Source organism: Blautia aquisgranensis, from assembly GCF_040096615.1.
GTDB classification, from domain to species: Bacteria; Bacillota; Clostridia; order Lachnospirales; family Lachnospiraceae; genus Blautia_A; species Blautia_A aquisgranensis.
In genome coordinates, this window is record NZ_JBBMEJ010000006.1 from 44858 (window position 1) to 61163 (window position 16306).

Annotated in this window: 14 protein-coding genes; 11 read left to right on the top strand and 3 right to left on the bottom strand. The window is 46.0% G+C overall.

The genetic code is table 11. The features are described from left to right. Nucleotides 1–82 precede the first annotated feature (82 nt). Entirely contained in the window at nt 83–880 is a 798-nt protein-coding gene (locus WMO28_RS06435) for a sirohydrochlorin cobaltochelatase (protein ID WP_349056435.1), read from the bottom strand. Nucleotides 881–1146: 266 nt separating this feature from the next. On the opposite strand from WMO28_RS06435, the gene hemA reads away from it, so the two are divergent. The 7 genes from hemA to WMO28_RS06470 all read left to right on the top strand — a co-directional run bounded on the left by hemA (nt 1147) and on the right by WMO28_RS06470 (nt 8740). Continuing rightward, nucleotides 1147–2376, top strand: coding sequence for a glutamyl-tRNA reductase (gene hemA, locus WMO28_RS06440; RefSeq protein ID WP_349056436.1), 1230 nt, complete (start codon nt 1147–1149; stop codon nt 2374–2376). Then, a complete protein-coding gene (locus WMO28_RS06445; protein ID WP_349056437.1) occupies nt 2366–2860 on the top strand; it encodes a precorrin-2 dehydrogenase/sirohydrochlorin ferrochelatase family protein in 495 nt (164 codons plus the stop codon). The genes hemA and WMO28_RS06445 overlap by 11 nt, the downstream gene beginning before the upstream one ends. Next, nucleotides 2841–3740, top strand: coding sequence for a hydroxymethylbilane synthase (hemC, locus tag WMO28_RS06450; RefSeq protein WP_349056438.1), 900 nt, complete (start codon nt 2841–2843; stop codon nt 3738–3740). The genes WMO28_RS06445 and hemC overlap by 20 nt, the downstream gene beginning before the upstream one ends. Continuing rightward, nucleotides 3737–5242: a uroporphyrinogen-III C-methyltransferase gene (gene cobA, locus WMO28_RS06455; RefSeq protein ID WP_178644410.1), complete on the top strand. Its 1506-nt coding sequence runs from the start codon at nt 3737–3739 to the stop codon at nt 5240–5242. The genes hemC and cobA overlap by 4 nt, the downstream gene beginning before the upstream one ends. A gap of 2 nt (nt 5243–5244) precedes the next feature. Then, a complete protein-coding gene (hemB, locus tag WMO28_RS06460) occupies nt 5245–6228 on the top strand; it encodes a porphobilinogen synthase (protein WP_178644408.1) in 984 nt (327 codons plus the stop codon). Beyond that, nucleotides 6228–7508 (top strand): glutamate-1-semialdehyde 2,1-aminomutase, encoded by a 1281-nt coding sequence (gene hemL / locus WMO28_RS06465; RefSeq protein WP_178644406.1) that lies wholly within the window; start codon nt 6228–6230, stop codon nt 7506–7508. The genes hemB and hemL overlap by 1 nt, the downstream gene beginning before the upstream one ends. A 131-nt stretch (nt 7509–7639) precedes the next feature. Continuing rightward, a complete protein-coding gene (locus WMO28_RS06470) occupies nt 7640–8740 on the top strand; it encodes a beta-propeller fold lactonase family protein (protein WP_178644403.1) in 1101 nt (366 codons plus the stop codon). 85 nt (nt 8741–8825) lie between these two features. On the opposite strand, the gene aroC is transcribed toward WMO28_RS06470, so the two are convergent. Continuing rightward, nucleotides 8826–9920, bottom strand: a complete 1095-nt coding sequence (gene aroC / locus WMO28_RS06475; protein WP_178644401.1) for a chorismate synthase — start codon at nt 9918–9920, stop codon at nt 8826–8828. A gap of 227 nt (nt 9921–10147) precedes the next feature. Here aroC and WMO28_RS06480 point away from each other — a divergent pair, with 227 nt between their 5' ends. The 4 genes from WMO28_RS06480 (at nt 10148) to WMO28_RS06495 (ending at nt 14831) form a co-directional block, all read left to right on the top strand. Further along, entirely contained in the window at nt 10148–11089 is a 942-nt protein-coding gene (locus tag WMO28_RS06480) for a magnesium transporter CorA family protein (protein ID WP_349056439.1), read from the top strand. A gap of 31 nt (nt 11090–11120) precedes the next feature. Next, nucleotides 11121–12008 (top strand): hypothetical protein, encoded by an 888-nt coding sequence (locus tag WMO28_RS06485; RefSeq protein ID WP_178644399.1) that lies wholly within the window; start codon nt 11121–11123, stop codon nt 12006–12008. 27 nt (nt 12009–12035) lie between these two features. Continuing rightward, nucleotides 12036–13472 (top strand): pyruvate kinase, encoded by a 1437-nt coding sequence (gene pyk, locus WMO28_RS06490; protein ID WP_349056440.1) that lies wholly within the window; start codon nt 12036–12038, stop codon nt 13470–13472. Nucleotides 13473–13541: 69 nt separating this feature from the next. Beyond that, nucleotides 13542–14831 (top strand): diaminopimelate decarboxylase, encoded by a 1290-nt coding sequence (locus WMO28_RS06495; RefSeq protein ID WP_349056441.1) that lies wholly within the window; start codon nt 13542–13544, stop codon nt 14829–14831. A 96-nt stretch (nt 14832–14927) separates the two neighbouring features. On the opposite strand, the gene WMO28_RS06500 is transcribed toward WMO28_RS06495, so the two are convergent. After that, the gene (locus WMO28_RS06500) at nt 14928–16301 is read right to left on the bottom strand and encodes an MATE family efflux transporter (RefSeq protein ID WP_178642367.1); all 1374 of its coding nucleotides are present in this window, start codon (nt 16299–16301) and stop codon (nt 14928–14930) included. Nucleotides 16302–16306 lie beyond the last annotated feature (5 nt).

Here is a 16306-nt window from a genome sequence, read left to right on the forward strand (position 1 = left end):
TTTTGAAACTTCAATTATAAGAAGATTAAAAAAACTGCACCGGAAGATTTCTGAAAGAAATCACGGTGCAGTTTTTTGTAACTTAAGCTTCCTGGTTCATGGCCTGCTGTACATGATCTACAAGGATGCGGCGTACTTCCGGGTATTCTCCCAGACCCTTAAGGACAGGCGTAACTTCATATCCTTCAGAAGAAAGACGGTTCAGCCAGGAATCCGGTTCCTCGCCGGCCAGATCATTCTGTGCATGGTCACCGGCTACGATCATAAAAGGAGCCAGCACGATCTTCTTCGGATGAAAGCTTCCTGTGGCACGGAGCAGGGAATCCAGTGCAGGATAGGCTTCCACAGTGCCAAGAAAAATATTTTTATGTCCGGTATCCTTGAAACGGTAATCCAGAGCAGCATAAACAGAGTTGGCGAAATGTTCGGTTCCGTGACCCATAAGAACAAGGGCTGTTTCCGAATCCATATCGCTGAACTCGTCTGCTACGGCCTGAACGACAGCCTGGTTGTCTTCTTCTGTGGTGAGAAGAGGATTTCCGAAAACAATACTATGAAACTGATCTTTAAAAGAAAGAGCATCTGCCTTCATCTGGTCATTCTCAATGCCGTTGATCACATGTGTGGGCTGTACTACAACATCTGTGATTCCGTCATGAAGCATCTGCTCCAGGGCTTCTTTTACTGTGTGGATAATGATTCCGTCACGTTTCTTAAGCTTGGAAATGATCATCTTGCTTGTCCATGCACGATAGGTGGGACAGGCAGGGAACGCATCGGCGATATCTTTTTCGATCGCGTCGATGGTAACTTTACGCGTATTCTCGTAGCTGGTGCCGAAGCTGACTACAAGGATCGCTTTTTTGGGCGCTGCATTCATACTGGGATTTCCTCCATCCTGAAATTTAAGCGGATATCCGCAATCCGCATTTGCTTTAATTCCGTATTTTCTACCTTAAAACATTATAAAAGGAGGGTGCGGGATTGTCAATCATAGTTGACTTTCCAGACGGAAATGTTTATCATAATATAAGACTGCGAAAATGTACGAAATATACATGAATACACGTATAAAAAAAGAAATTTTCAGCAGAAAAGTCCAGAGCGCAGGGCTTTTACCATAGAAACAAAGGAGAAACAAATGACATGAGTATATTCATGCTTGGAATCGACCATAATATGGCACCTGTAGATATCAGAGCTCTTTTTGCATTTACCAGAAAGAACACAGGGGAAGCACTGGAACAGCTTCGAAAAGAGCCGGGAATCTGCGGGTGTATTATTCTGTCAACCTGCAATCGACTGGAATTGTGGGTGAGTACAGATGGCGATGAGAAGCCACAGCTGTATCAGTGGCTTTGTGCCCTGAAAGGAGTACAGGGAGGAGATTATCAGAAATACTTCACCAGCAGGGAGAATGAAGATGCGGTAGAACACCTTTTTTATCTTACCAGCGGACTGAAATCCCAGATTCTCGGCGAGGATCAGATCCTTACCCAGGTGAAAGATGCCTTAAGCTTCGCGAGAGAGGCCTTTACAACGGACAGTGTTCTGGAAGTTCTGTTCCGTATGGCTGTTACAGCAGGTAAGAAGATCAAGACAGAGGTTCCTTTTTCCCATGGAAATCCTTCTGTGATCCATCAGGCGATCCGTTTCCTGGAGGATGGCGGCTATCATGTGCGTAATAAGGTCTGCATGGTGATCGGAAACGGAGAGATGGGAAAAATGGCTGCCCAGACGCTCAGAGAAGCAGGAGCAGATGTAACAGTTACTATCCGTCAGTACAGAAGCGGAGTGGTAAATATCCCTGTCGGATGCAATCGGATCAATTACGGCGAGAGAATGGATTATCTGCCGGAATGCGACCTGGTCGTCAGCGCAACTGCCAGCCCGAACTACACTCTTACAGAGGAGCTGTTCGAGGATGTGCGGATGGAGCGGCCAATGGTGCTGATCGATCTGGCAGTGCCAAGAGACATAGATCCCGAAATTGGAAAGAAAAACAACATTACGCTGTATGATATGGACAGCTTCCGTGTTGCGGAGACACCGAAGGAGCTGGCAGATAATCTGGAAGCAGCAGGCATGATCGTGAAAGCGCAGATGGATGAATTTTTTCAGTGGCTGGAGGGTCGTGACATCATTCCGCGTATCCAGGAGATCAAGGCGGATGCTGTGGAGGATCTGAATCTGAGAATCGAGAAGATTTTCCGGAAAACACCTATGGAAGATTCGGATCGTGAAAAATTAAAAAAAGCAGTGGATACTGCAGCCGGAAAAGTTGTGAACAAGCTGATCTTCGGACTCCGTGACAGTCTCAATCAGGAAGCTTTTCTGGAATGTGTGGAAGGACTGGAGAAACTTTATGAAGAATAAACCTTATTTCCCCATGTTTATAGACCTGTCAGATAAGAATATCGTTGTGGCAGGGGGTGGCAAGATCGCTACCAGAAGAATAAAAACGCTTCTGAAATTTACAAGAAATATCACAGTAGTGGCAACAAAGGTCACTCAGGAGCTTATGGATCTTGGAAAAGCCGGAACAGTAACTTTACATATCCGCCCGGTGAAGCGTTCGGATTTTGCCAGTGCGTATATGGTGATCGCGGCGACCAATGACTGGAAGCTGAACGATGAGATCCACCGCGTCTGTAAGGAGGAGGGCATTTATGTAAATGTAGCCTCCGACAGAGAAGCCTGTGATTTTTATTTTCCGGGCATCTATATGCGTGATGAGATGGTGGTCGGTGTTACTGCCAGTGGTCTTGACCACAAAAAAGCAAAGCTTATAAGGGAAGAGATCCAGAAAGCACTGGAAAAAGTATTAGAGGAGCAGGACGATGAAAACGACGAAGAATAAGATCGTGATCGGTAGCAGGGAGAGTAAGCTTGCGGTGCTGCAGAGCGAGATGGTCCGCGATTACATAAAAAAACAGAATCCGGATCTGGAAGTAGAAATCCTTACTATGAAGACCACAGGGGATATCATTTTGGACCGCACACTGGATAAAGTAGGCGGAAAGGGTCTTTTTGTAAAGGAACTGGATAAAGCTCTGATGGATGGAAGAAGTATTCTGTCTGTGCACAGCCTTAAAGATATGCCCATGGAAGTCCCTGAGGAGCTTCCGCTTCTGGCTTTTTCCAGAAGAGAGGATCCGAGAGATGTGCTGGTATTGCCGGAGGGTGTTACGGAACTTGATAAAAACAAGCCTCTTGGATGCTCCAGCTTAAGACGTACACTTCAGCTTAAGAAACTGTATCCGGACATGGAAGTGAAGAGCATCCGTGGCAATCTTCAGACCAGACTTCGTAAGTTGGATGAGGGACAGTACAGTGGTCTGATCCTGGCGGCAGCAGGTCTGAAAAGACTGGGCCTTGAGAATCGGATCAACCGCTATTTTACAGCAGATGAGATCATTCCGGCAGCAGGACAGGGAATTCTGGCAGTGCAGGGCCGTGAGGGAGAGAACTATGATTTTCTGGAGGGCTACTGCGATGAGAATGCCTGGGCTGCAGGAACTGCCGAGAGAGCTTTCGTAAAGCTTCTGGATGGAGGATGCTCCTCACCGGTAGCTGCCCATGCAGAGATCGATGGAGAAGAAATTTATCTTCGTGGACTTTATTACAATGAAAAGGACGGCTCTTATGTAACAGGAACCCTGCGCGGATCAAAAACAGACGCAGAGAAGCTTGGCAGAGAGCTTGCAGAAACTCTTCGGGAAAAAGGAGAACACAGATGAAAACAGGAAAAGTGTGGCTGGTAGGTGCAGGTCCTGGCGATATCGGTCTTTTCACATTAAAAGGCCTTCAGGTTCTTAAAAAAGCAGATGTGGTTGTTTATGACAGCCTTGTGGGGCAGGGAGTGCTGTCACAGATTCCGGCAGATGTGAAACTGATCAATGTGGGAAAACGTGCCAGTCATCATATCATGCGTCAGGAGAATATCAACCAGGTGCTTCTTGAGGAGGCACAGAAAGGTTATCGGGTAGTCCGCTTAAAAGGAGGAGATCCTTTCCTTTTCGGAAGAGGCGGAGAGGAGCTGGAGCTGCTTGAGGAGAATGGAATTCCGTACGAGGTAGTTCCGGGAGTTACTTCATCTATTGCAGTTCCTGCATACAATGGAATTCCGGTGACACACAGAGATTTCTGCTCTTCGGTTCACATTATTACAGGACATAAAAGAGCAGGAAAGGAATATGATATTGATTTCCGTGCTCTTGTTAACACAAAAGGTACGCTTGTATTTCTTATGGGGGTATCTGCACTGCCGGATATTTGTGCAGGTCTTATGAATGCCGGAATGGACAAAAATATGCCCGCCGCTATCCTGCAGAAGGGAACCACAGCCGGTCAGAAACGGATCGTGGCAACGGTTTCCACACTGGAGGAAGAGGTAGCGCGTCAGGGAATCGAGACTCCGGCGATTATTGTAGTAGGCAAGGTATGCACACTGGCTGAGAAATTTGGCTGGTATGAAAAACTGCCTCTTGCAGGCTGGAAGGTTCTTGTTACAAGACCAAAGGAACTGATCTCAAGAACTGCAGACAAGCTTCGTGAAAAAGGTGCCGAGGTTCTGGAACTTCCGGCGATCCGTACAGTGCCTGTGGAAGATCAGAGCGGGCTTCATGCAGCATTTGATAAACTGGAAGCTTTTCAGTGGATTGTATTTACAAGTCCTACAGGAGTGAGAGTATTTTTTGATGAGCTGATCTCCTATGGAAAAGACATCCGTGCTCTGGGAACTGTACGTCTGGCAGCAATCGGTGAGGGAACAAAAAAGGCTCTTAGAGAGCGGGGGATTATGGCGGATTTTATGCCGTCTGTATACGACGGAGATACTCTCGGAAAAGAACTTGCCGGAATACTTTCCGGAGGAGAGAAGATCCTTATCCCGCGTGCAGAGAAAGGCAACGAAAATCTCACAGCATTTTTGAAAGAGGCAGGAGCCAAAGTGGAAGACATTCCCACTTATCAGACGGTTTATGAAATGAGTCAGCTAATCGATGAGAAAAAAGAATTCGAAAACGGTGAGATCAGCTGTGCAGTATTTACAAGTGCTTCCACAGTAAAAGGTTTTGTGGAAGGAACAAAAGGACTGGATTATTCAAAGGTTACGGCTGCCTGCATTGGCAAACAGACTAAGGCAGCAGCTGAGAGCTTTGGAATGAAAGCATATATGTCAGAAAAAGCCACCATTGACAGTCTTGTCAAGCTGGTGGAGGATATGAAAAGGAGCGAATGATCATGGAACTGACAAAAAGACCAAGAAGATTAAGAGGCAGTGAAAACCTTCGTAAGATGGTGCGTGAGACAAGAATGGATAAATCTTCTCTTATGTATCCAATGTTTGTAATGGAAGGAGAGAATAAGGAGGAAGAGATTCCATCCATGACAGGTCAGTACCGTTACAGCCTTGACCGTCTTCCGTATAAGCTGGAGCAGCTTGCAAAGGCAGGAGTGGGAAGTGTCATGTTTTTCGGCATTCCGGACCACAAGGATGAAGTGGGAAGCGGAGCCTATGATCCGGAGGGAATCGTTCAGAGAGCCCTTCGCGTTGCAAAAGAGAAATTTCCGAAGCTTTATTATGTGACAGATGTGTGCATGTGTGAATACACTTCTCACGGCCACTGCGGTGTTCTCTGCGGCCACGATGTGGACAATGATAAGACCCTGGATCTTCTGGCAAAGACAGCTCTGTCTCATGTAGAGGCAGGTGCAGATATGGTAGCACCGTCTGACATGATGGACGGCCGTGTGGCAGCGATCCGTCAGTGCCTGGACAAGGCAGGACACTACACCACACCGATTATGTCCTATGCGGTAAAATATGCTTCTGCCTTTTATGGTCCGTTCCGTGAAGCAGCAGATTCAGCCCCGTCTTTTGGAGATAGAAAGAGCTATCAGATGGATCCCCACAACAGCAGAGAGGGCCTGAAGGAAGCACTTGCAGATGTGGAAGAGGGCGCAGATATCATCATGGTAAAACCGGCTCTTGCATACCAGGATATGATCTGGCAGGTAAAAGAGGCAACCAACGTACCGGTTGCAGCCTACAGTGTCAGCGGTGAGTACGCCATGGTGAAAGCCGCCGCAGCAAACGGATGGATCGATGAGGAGCGTATTGTAGGAGAGATGGCAACAGGAGCATTCCGTTCCGGAGCACAGATTTATCTTACCTACTATGCAGAGCTTCTTGCTAAGCTTATGGACGAAGGGAGAATCGGCTGATGACAAGATCAGAGCAGTTATTTGAACGTGCAGTAAAAAGAATTCCAGGTGGTGTAAACAGTCCGGTAAGATCCTACGGGGCGATCGGAGAGGCACCACGTTTTATTGAAAAAGCAGACAAATGCTATGTTTATGACGTAGATGGAAACCGTTATGTAGATTACATTGATTCCTGGGGACCGATGATCCTTGGCCATAATTTCCCGGCGATCCGCGAGAGCGTGATCAAGGCCTGTGAGAATGGTCTGAGCTTTGGCTGTGCCACAGAGATCGAGGTGGAGATCGCAGAATATATCTGTGAGCGCATTCCTCATGTGGATATGATCCGTATGGTAAACTCCGGAACAGAAGCAGTAATGAGTGCAATTCGTGCAGCTAGAGGTTTCACAGGAAAAGATAAGATCATCAAGTTTGCCGGCTGTTACCATGGACACAGTGACTGTCTTCTGGTAAGTGCAGGCTCCGGTGTAATGGCAAGCGGTGTTCCGGACAGTGCCGGTGTTCCGAAGGGCTGTACACAGGATACCATGACTGCTGTTTATAATGACGCAGACAGCGTGGAAGCACTTCTCAAAGAGGCAGAGGGAAATGTGGCAGCAGTGATCGTGGAAGCGGTTGGAGCTAACATGGGTGTTGTTCCTCCGAAACCAGGTTTCTTAAAAAGACTTCGTGAACTCTGTGATGAGCATAACTGTCTGCTGATCTTTGATGAGGTTATTACAGGATTCCGTCTTGCTTTCGGCGGTGCGGCAGAATATTTTGGTATCCGCCCGGATCTTGTTACTTATGGAAAGATCATCGGTGCGGGAATGCCAGTAGGCGCTTACGGCGGACGTAAGGAGATCATGGATCTGATCTCACCATGCGGCCCGGTATATCAGGCAGGAACCTTAAGCGGAAACCCGGTAGCTATGGCTGCAGGCTTTACACAGCTGAAATATCTCTATGAGCATCAGGAAATCTACAAAGAACTGGAAGCAAAAGGCGAGAAGCTTTATGGTGGCCTGAAGAAAATCGTGGAAGAAAAAGGTCTCCCGTATCAGGTGAATTATAATTCTTCCCTGGCAAGCATCTTCTTTACAGATCAGGAAGTAAAGGATTATGTTTCTGCAAAAACTTCCAATCTTGATCTCTTTGCAAAATACTTTAAGGGAATGCTGAAGAGAGGTATCCATCTGGCTCCATCACAGTTTGAGGCCATGTTCCTTTCCACTGCTCATACCGACGAAGTGATCGATCAGACACTGGAAGCCATGAGAGGTGCACTAGGAGATCTGTAATTCATAGAATGACATTTTTGCACGGGAATTTACACAAAGATAACAGTCAGGAAACTTGTTCTTACCAAAGCTTTGTGATAAAATAGACATAAGAATACGCAATGAATGTGAAAGCAGGAGGCCAGAAGCTTATGGGAAAAAAGAAGTACGTGGCTTACGTGGGAACCTATACTCACGGAACCAGTAAAGGAATTCAGGTATATGATGTAGACGTAGAGAATGGAACACTTACAGAACGCAGCGAGGTCGAGGTCAGCAATGCCTCTCACCTGGCAATCTCCAAGAACGGTAAATATCTGTACTCCATCGAGGATGAGGGTGTAGCCGTATTCAAGAGAGATGAGAATGGAGATCTTTCCCGTATTAACAGTGTAGATATCAACGGAATGCGTGGCTGTTATCTTGCAACAGATGTAGACGGAAGATATCTCTATGTAGCAGGCTATCATGATGGCAAGGTAACGGTTGTACATACACATAAAGACGGCCGTCTGGGAAGTGTTATGGACGGTGTGTTCCACAAGGGACTGGGAAGTGTTGCAGAGCGTAACTTCCGTCCGCATGTAAACTGTGTCCGCCCTACTCCGGATAACAAATATCTGTGTGCAGTAGATAACGGTATCGATCAGGTTAAGATCTACCGGATCAACAAGAAGAAAGATAAGTTAGAGCTGGTTGATATCTTACGCTGCCCGAGAGAAAGCGGTCCGCGTATTATCCGTTTCAGTGATGACGGAAGATTCGCATATCTTCTTTTTGAGCTGAGCAACGAGGTTAAGGTGTACAGCTATGACGGAAGCGGCAAGAACCCGGAATTCGAGCTTCTGCAGAGTATCACCACTCTTGGCAAGGAAGATGCCAACGACGCGATCCACAATGCAGCTTCCGGTATCTCTCTTTCCGCAGACGGCAAATATCTTTTCTGTACAACAGCAGGTGAGAATACTGTGACCATGTATGCGGTAAATCAGGAAACTGGTCTTCTGACAAAGAAATTTACACTTCCGATCAGCGGTGATTATCCGAAGGATCTTATGATCTTCCCGGACAATAAGCACATTGCTATTGCAAACCATGGAAGCGACAGTATCACAGTCTTTACGGTGGATTATGAGAAAAATATCATCATGATGAATGAGAAGCCGAGAAAGATTGAGACACCGAACTGTATCCATATCTGGCCGGTACCGGATATGTGGGAGAATACTTCCGAGGAAAGTACTGAAGAATAAAATTTAACAGACATACAAAAAAGACAGGCTCAGGGACGAGCGAACACTTTTCCCGGAGTCTGTCTTTTTCTAATATTGGACGAATCTACCTGTGATAAAACTCATGGATGCGATCCATGCGTGCACTCATATTGGCAAAAAGCGCATCGGTGATCGTAAGAGCAGCCATGGCCTCTACAACAACGACTGCCCGCGGAACAATCACAGGATCGTGGCGTCCCTTGATCTCAAGATCAAGTTTTTCTCCTGCACTGGTTACAGTAGCCTGTGGCTGACTGATGGACGGTGTAGGTTTGATATGGGCGCGAAGGATGATGTCGCTTCCGTCACTCATACCACCCATGATACCGCCGGCATGGTTGGAGGTTTTTGAGATAATACCGTTCTCTTGGGTAAAACCGTCATTGTCCTGGGAACCGGTAAGTTGACTTACCTGGATACCATCGCCAATTTCCACAGCTTTTACAGCACCGATAGACATAATGGCATGGGCAAGAGTAGCGTCCAGCTTATCAAAAACCGTATCGCCGAGACCAGCCGGAACATTTTTGATCCGGCATTCAATGACTCCGCCTGCACTGTCCTGATTTTCCAGACATTTTTCCAGATATGCGGAGGCTTTTTCAGCAGCAGCGGCATCTGGCATACAAAGAGAATTGTTACGGATCTCTTCTTCCGAAAAAGTCTGAATTTCTACAGGACCAATGGATTTTGCGTAGGTAGTGAAGGTAATGCCAAGTTCATTTAAAAGTTTGATGGCGATGGCACCGGCTGCTACACGTCCGGCTGTTTCACGTCCGGAAGAACGGCCGCCGCCACGGTAGTCACGGAAACCGTATTTCTGGTCGAAGGTGAAATCAGCATGTCCCGGGCGATAGGAATATGCGATGTTTCCATAATCCCTGGAACGCTGGTCTGTGTTGCGGATCAGAAGAGAAATCGGGGTTCCGGTGGTTTTTCCCTCGAAAACGCCAGAAAGGATCTCGACCAGATCGCCTTCCTTACGGGCGGTTGTGTAACGACTCTGACCGGGTTTACGGCGGTCAAGAAAAACCTGGATATCCTCCTCGCAGAGGGAAAGTCCGGCAGGACAGCCGTCAAGAACAGCACCGATCGCCTTTCCATGAGATTCGCCCCAGGTGGTAACTACGAATTTTTTTCCGAATGATGACTGACTCATTTGTATAACTTCCTTTCGTTGGAATTCTGGAATTATTATATAGGAAGCAGGAAAAAATGTAAAGAAGCGGGGAAAGCAGAATGAATTTTTATGTAAAGATCATGTGAAATTATAAGAAAGCTTCCATAAAATAAAAATGTATGAATTGACAAAGCTATTTTGACTATTTATAATGAAAAATGAATTTTGCCCTGGCAAAAGAAAAGCAAAAGAAGGGAAGTGAAATCGTGGTAAGGATTTATAAGACAATAGACGGAGCCATCCACCAGATACAGGAACCGGAGGAGGGCTGCTGGATTGCGCTGACGAATCCGACGGCAACAGGGATTTTTGAATTTTCCGAGAAGTTTGATATAGAGGTTGACGATCTGCGATCCCCTTTGGATGAGGAAGAACGGTCACGTATCGAAGTTGAGGATAATTATACACTGATCTTGGTGGATGTACCTATGATTGAGGAACGTAATGATAAGGACTGGTATGGAACGATTCCTCTTGGTATTATCGTTACAAATTCCATGATCTTTACTGTCTGCCTGGAGGACACCCCGGTTCTGACCAGATTTATGGAGGGAAGAGTACGGAGCTTTTTTACCTATATGAAGACCCGTTTTATTTTCCAGATCCTTTACAGAAATGCGAGTATGTACCTGCGTTATCTGCGTATTATTGACAAGAAGAGTGAGCAGGTGGAAGAGAAGCTGCACCTTTCCACAAGAAATGAGGAGCTGATTGAGCTCCTTGAGCTGCAGAAATCCCTGACATACTTTATCACATCACTCCGATCCAATGAGGTCGTGCTGGAGAAACTTCTGAAGATTGACAGCATCAAGAAATATCCGGAGGATACGGATCTTCTGGAGGATGTTATCACAGAGAACAAGCAGGCAATCGAAATGGCTAATGTGTACAGCGGAATTCTGAATGGAACCATGGATGCTTTTGCGTCTATTATTTCCAATAATATGAACATCGTCATGAAGGTTCTGGCGATTATCACGATCGTTATGAGCATTCCGACGATCGTGTTCAGTGCCTATGGAATGAACGTAGCCGGTTCCGGTATGCCGTTGTCTCAGAGTTCCTGGGGATTTCTGATCATTATCCTGTTCTCAGTAGCAATCAGTGCTGTGGCAGCGATCATTCTTTCCAAGAAGCGATTTTTCTGATTTTTTGAAGATTTTCTGAAAGGAGATTTTAATGAAATTTATCAACAAACTTGAACGTAAGTTTGGAAGATTTGGAATCCCGAATCTGACGGTCTATATCATTGGATGTTACGTGCTGGGATATTTTCTGGCCATGTTTGCACCGGGAGTCTTAAATATGATGAGCTTGGATATGTCCATGGTCATGAAGGGACAGATCTGGCGTCTTGTGACATGGGTGATCTATCCACCTTCCAGTGTTGGAGGAACAGGCAATCTTCTGATGTTTCTTCTGGCTATCTTTTTCTTTTACTATCCGATCGGTACTTCACTGGAGCGTACCTGGGGAACCTTCCGGTATACATTGTATATTTTTTCGGGATTTCTGTTTACCGTGATCGCAGCGGTACTTCTGTATGCGTTTACAGGTGGTTATGTAACAATCGGCGGTTTTATGGTTCCATATGGAAGCATCTTCACAACGTACTATATCAGCCTTTCTATTTTCCTTGCATATGCGGTCACATATCCGGATCTGCAGCTTCTGCTTATGTTTGTTATTCCGATCAAGATGAAATGGATGGCATTTATATATGGACTTTTTATCGCATGGGATATTGTATCCTATCTTAGAGCAGGACTTTGGGTAGGCGTTGTCCCGATCGTGGCATCGCTTTTGAATTTTGTGATTTTCTATTTCAGTACACGGGATATGAACCGTTATAATCCGAAGGAGATTCACAGAAGACAGCAGTTCAAAAAAGCTATGGCTCCTACAAGAACGGGCTATGGTCCGGACGGAATTGCCAAACACAAATGTGCGATCTGCGGACGCACGGAGAAGGACGATCCAAATCTGGAATTCCGTTTCTGCTCAAAGTGCAAGGGGAATTATGAATATTGCCAGGATCATTTATTTACGCACAAACACGTACAGTAACATGAAAAAAGAGGGAGGATATTCAAAATGAAAAGAACGAAGATCATCTGTACACTTGGACCTGCCAGCAACAACAGGGAAACACTGAAGGCTCTTATGGAGAATGGAATGGACATTGCCAGATTCAACTTTTCTCATGGAGACCATGAGGAGCAGAAGGGCCGTGTGGACATGATCAAGGAGCTTCGTGAGAAACTGGATATGCCTATCGCTATGCTTCTTGATACAAAAGGACCGGAGATCCGTACCAGACTTTTAAAGGACGGGCAGAAAGTAAAACTGGAATCAGGGAACCAGTTTGTGCTTGGAATCGGTGATTTTGAGGGTGACGACAAAAAAGTTGCCATAACATATGAGACACTTTATAAAGATGTAAAACCGGGAAACAGAATCCTCATTGATGACGGACTGATCGAGCTTGAGGTTCAGGAGATTAAAGGAACCGATATCATCTGCAAGATCCTTAATGGTGGTGAGCTGGGAGAGAAGAAGGGTGTAAATGTACCTTACGTAAAAGTAAATCTTCCGGGAATCACAGAGCAGGATAAGAGTGATATTCTTTTTGGTATTGAGCAGAAATTTGATTTCATTGCAGCATCTTTTGTCCGTTCTTCCGCAGTAATCCGTGAGATCCGTCAGCTTTTGGATGACAACGGCGGTCACGATATCGGTATCATTGCCAAGATCGAGAACGCAGAGGGTGTCGAAAATATTGATTCTATCATTGAGGTTTCTGACGGAATCATGGTTGCGCGAGGAGATCTTGGTGTAGAGATCCCGGCCAGCCAGGTACCACATATCCAGAAAGAGATCATCCGTAAGTGTAATGAGCATTACACACCGGTTATTACGGCAACACAGATGCTGGATTCCATGATCCGTAACCCGCGTCCTACCCGTGCAGAGGTAGCCGATGTGGCTAATGCGATCTATGACGGAACCGATGCGATCATGCTTTCCGGTGAGACAGCAGCAGGTAAATATCCGGTTGATGCCCTTCGTATGATGGCTGAGATCGCAGAGATGACAGAGCCACACCTGGATTATAAGGTATTTATTGAGCATCGTTCCATGGACGGAAGAGAGCAGATCTCCAGTGCTGTAGGTCTTGCAGCTGTACGTACAGCCAAGAACCTGAAGGCAGACGCCATTGTAACACCTACCATGAGCGGAAATACAGCCAGACTGATTTCTAATTTCCGACCGAAGGTTCCGATCTATGCGATCACACCGAGCGCAACGATCCAGCATAAACTTCAGCTGATCTGGGGTGTAACACCTCTGAAAGGATATGAAAGAGACACAACAGACCATATCATATCACAGGCCATGAACGTGGTTCGTACCCGTCATCTGATCCACAGAGGAGACCTTGTTGTATTTACAGCAGGAGACCCTGCGACCAACATGACAAACGGTCAGGGTGCAGTCACAAATATGATGCACGTGATCGAGGCAAAATAAGATTACCGGGCATTAGGGCAAATACTCTGAAAACGCCAGTAATGAAACGAAACAGGAGAGGCAGTTATTATGAAAAAAGTACCATTTGTGACACTTGAGAAACTGAACGAGATTACTGAGAAATACCCGACACCTTTTCATCTCTACGATGAGAAAGGAATCCGTGAGAATGCAAAAGCACTGAAAGAAGCATTTGCATGGAATAAAGGCTTCAAGGAGTTTTTTGCAGTAAAGGCAACACCGAACCCATATCTGATCAATATTCTTCAGGAGTACGGTTGCGGCTGTGACTGCTCCTCTGCAACTGAGCTCATGATGGCCAAGGCAGTAGGCTGCAAAAAAGGCGACATCATGTTCTCCTCCAATGATACACCGGCGAAGGAGTTCAAATATGCAGATGAGATCGGTGGAATCATCAACCTGGATGATATCACACATATTGAGACTGTTGAGAAAGCACTTGGAAAAATTCCGGAAGTGATCAGTTGCCGTTACAATCCGGGCGGAGTATTCAAGATCAGCAACGGTATCATGGATAATCCTGGAGATGCAAAATATGGAATGACCACAGAGCAGATCTTTGATGCATTCCGTATCCTGAAATCCAAAGGAGCCAAAGAGTTCGGAATTCATGCATTCCTTGCCAGCAACACCGTAACAAATGATTATTATCCGATGCTTGCAAAGGTTATGTTCGAGCTTGCTGTTAAACTTCAGAAAGAAACAGGCGCACACATTAAATTCATTAACCTTTCCGGCGGAATCGGAATTCCTTACAAACCGGATCAGGAGCCGAACGATATCCGTGTGATCGGTGAAGGTGTCCGGAAGGTTTATGAAGAGGTACTTGTTCCGGAGGGAATGGGCGATGTGGCAATTTATACAGAGCTTGGACGTTTTATGATGGGTCCGTATGGCTGCCTTGTCACAAAAGCAATTCATGAGAAGCACACACACAAGGAGTATATCGGTGTAGATGCCTGCGCAGTTAATCTGATGCGTCCGGCTATGTATGGTGCTTATCATCACATCACAGTTATGGGCAAGGAGAATGAGCCATGTGATCACAAATATGATGTGACAGGTTCTCTCTGCGAGAATAATGATAAATTTGCCATTGACCGTATGCTTCCGAAAATCGATATGGGAGATCTTCTTGTGATCCATGATGCAGGTGCACATGGTTTCGCTATGGGTTATAATTACAATGGTAAACTGAAATCTTCTGAGATCCTTCTTCATGAGGACGGAAGCTTCGAGATGATCCGCCGTGCCGAGACACCGAGAGATTATTTTGCGACATTTGACTGCTTCCCGATCTTCGAGAAACTTCTTCAGGATGAGGATGAGCTGAAATAAAATAGAGATTAGGAGATCTTAACAAAAGACCTTCCGGGTATGTTGAATCTGATCACATGCAGGAGGGTCTTTTGTTATGTAGGTATATTTATGCAGTTATTTCTGGATGCCGGAGATCTCTGCCATAGCTTTCCGGAACTCGAATGAGAAAAGGATAACAGTAAAAGTAACGGCCAGTATATCGGCAACCGGTTCAGCCATGTAAACCGCGTTTGTCTGATCGGCCCGGAAAATATGGGGCAGAATATAGATCAGCGGGATAACAAGTACGAATTTCCGGACAATGGCTACGATAATGGAATCTTTAGCTCGTCCAAGAGAGATAAAGGTCATCTGGCATGCAATCTGGATGCCGAAGATAAATACAACAGCCATGTAAATGCGGAGAGATGTTTTTGTAAAAGCAAGCAGTGTACTGTCAGAGGTGAACATTCCGGCGAAGATCTGCGGGAAGATCATGATGATCAGCCACAGGATCACAGAGTAGGTAACGCTTGTTTTCAAAAGAAGCTTAAATGTGGCACGTACACGTTTTTCGTTGCGGGCACCGTAATTGTAGCTGATAATAGGCTGAGCACCCTGTCCCAGTCCCTGAAGAGGAAGCATGGCAAACTGCATAACACTGGTAAGAATGGTCATGGCTCCAACCGCCACATCTCCGCCATATTTCAGAAGAGAAGAGTTGTAGCAGACGGAAATGATGCTTTCACTGAGCTGCATGACAAAGAGGGAGGAACCAAGAGCCATACATGGCAGAAGAATCTCTCCTTTCAGCTTCAGAGTGCTTTTTCGAAGACGCAGAAATGTCTTTTTTCCAAAGAGGAAAGAAAGCACCCAGATACAGGAAAGTGCCTGTGAGATCACCGTTGCGAGAGCAGCACCGCGAACTCCCATGTGGAAACCGAAAATAAAGACCGGATCCAGGAGGATATTGGCGACTGCACCGATCAGAACGGAAAGCATGCCTGTTTTTGCGAAGCCCTGAGCTGTGATAAAATTATTCATGCCAAGCGTTAACTGGACGAAAATAGTTCCGATTGCATAAATATTCATATAGCCCACAGCGAAATCAATGGTGTTTGTGCTTGCACCGAAAGCCAGAAGGAAGCTGCGGTTTCCAAGAAGAAGGATAGCGGTAAGGATCACAGAAATGATGATCTGCATGGTGAAACAGTTTCCAAGCGTATGTTCTGCCTTATCGGTGTCATTCTTTCCCATAAAGATACTGGCTCTGGGAGCGCCGCCGTTACCGACAAGTGCAGCAAAGGCAGATACGACCATGATGAGTGGCATACAGACGCCGACGCCGGTCAGTGCCAAGGCACCGTCCCCTGGAATATGGCCAATGTAAATACGATCTACAATGTTGTAAAGCATGTTGATCAGCTGTGCGGCTACGGTAGGAAGTGCAAGACGAAGGAGCAGTTTTCCTACAGGCTCTGTACCCAAAAAACTTTTGTCTTTTTCCAATTTTT

Bases quoted from the DNA above. Each gene is read 5' to 3' on its own strand.
- hemA (WP_349056436.1), top strand. From the start codon at position 1,147: ATGAGTATATTCATGCTTGGAATCGACCATAATATGGCACCTGTAGAT.
- aroC (WP_178644401.1), bottom strand. From the start codon at position 9,920: ATGAGTCAGTCATCATTCGGAAAAAAATTCGTAGTTACCACCTGGGGC.
- WMO28_RS06445 (WP_349056437.1), top strand. From the start codon at position 2,366: ATGAAGAATAAACCTTATTTCCCCATGTTTATAGACCTGTCAGATAAG.
- WMO28_RS06470 (WP_178644403.1), top strand. From the start codon at position 7,640: ATGGGAAAAAAGAAGTACGTGGCTTACGTGGGAACCTATACTCACGGA.
- pyk (WP_349056440.1), top strand. From the start codon at position 12,036: ATGAAAAGAACGAAGATCATCTGTACACTTGGACCTGCCAGCAACAAC.
- hemL (WP_178644406.1), top strand. From the start codon at position 6,228: ATGACAAGATCAGAGCAGTTATTTGAACGTGCAGTAAAAAGAATTCCA.
- hemC (WP_349056438.1), top strand. From the start codon at position 2,841: ATGAAAACGACGAAGAATAAGATCGTGATCGGTAGCAGGGAGAGTAAG.
- WMO28_RS06495 (WP_349056441.1), top strand. From the start codon at position 13,542: ATGAAAAAAGTACCATTTGTGACACTTGAGAAACTGAACGAGATTACT.
- WMO28_RS06435 (WP_349056435.1), bottom strand. From the start codon at position 880: ATGAATGCAGCGCCCAAAAAAGCGATCCTTGTAGTCAGCTTCGGCACC.
- hemB (WP_178644408.1), top strand. From the start codon at position 5,245: ATGGAACTGACAAAAAGACCAAGAAGATTAAGAGGCAGTGAAAACCTT.
- WMO28_RS06485 (WP_178644399.1), top strand. From the start codon at position 11,121: ATGAAATTTATCAACAAACTTGAACGTAAGTTTGGAAGATTTGGAATC.
- cobA (WP_178644410.1), top strand. From the start codon at position 3,737: ATGAAAACAGGAAAAGTGTGGCTGGTAGGTGCAGGTCCTGGCGATATC.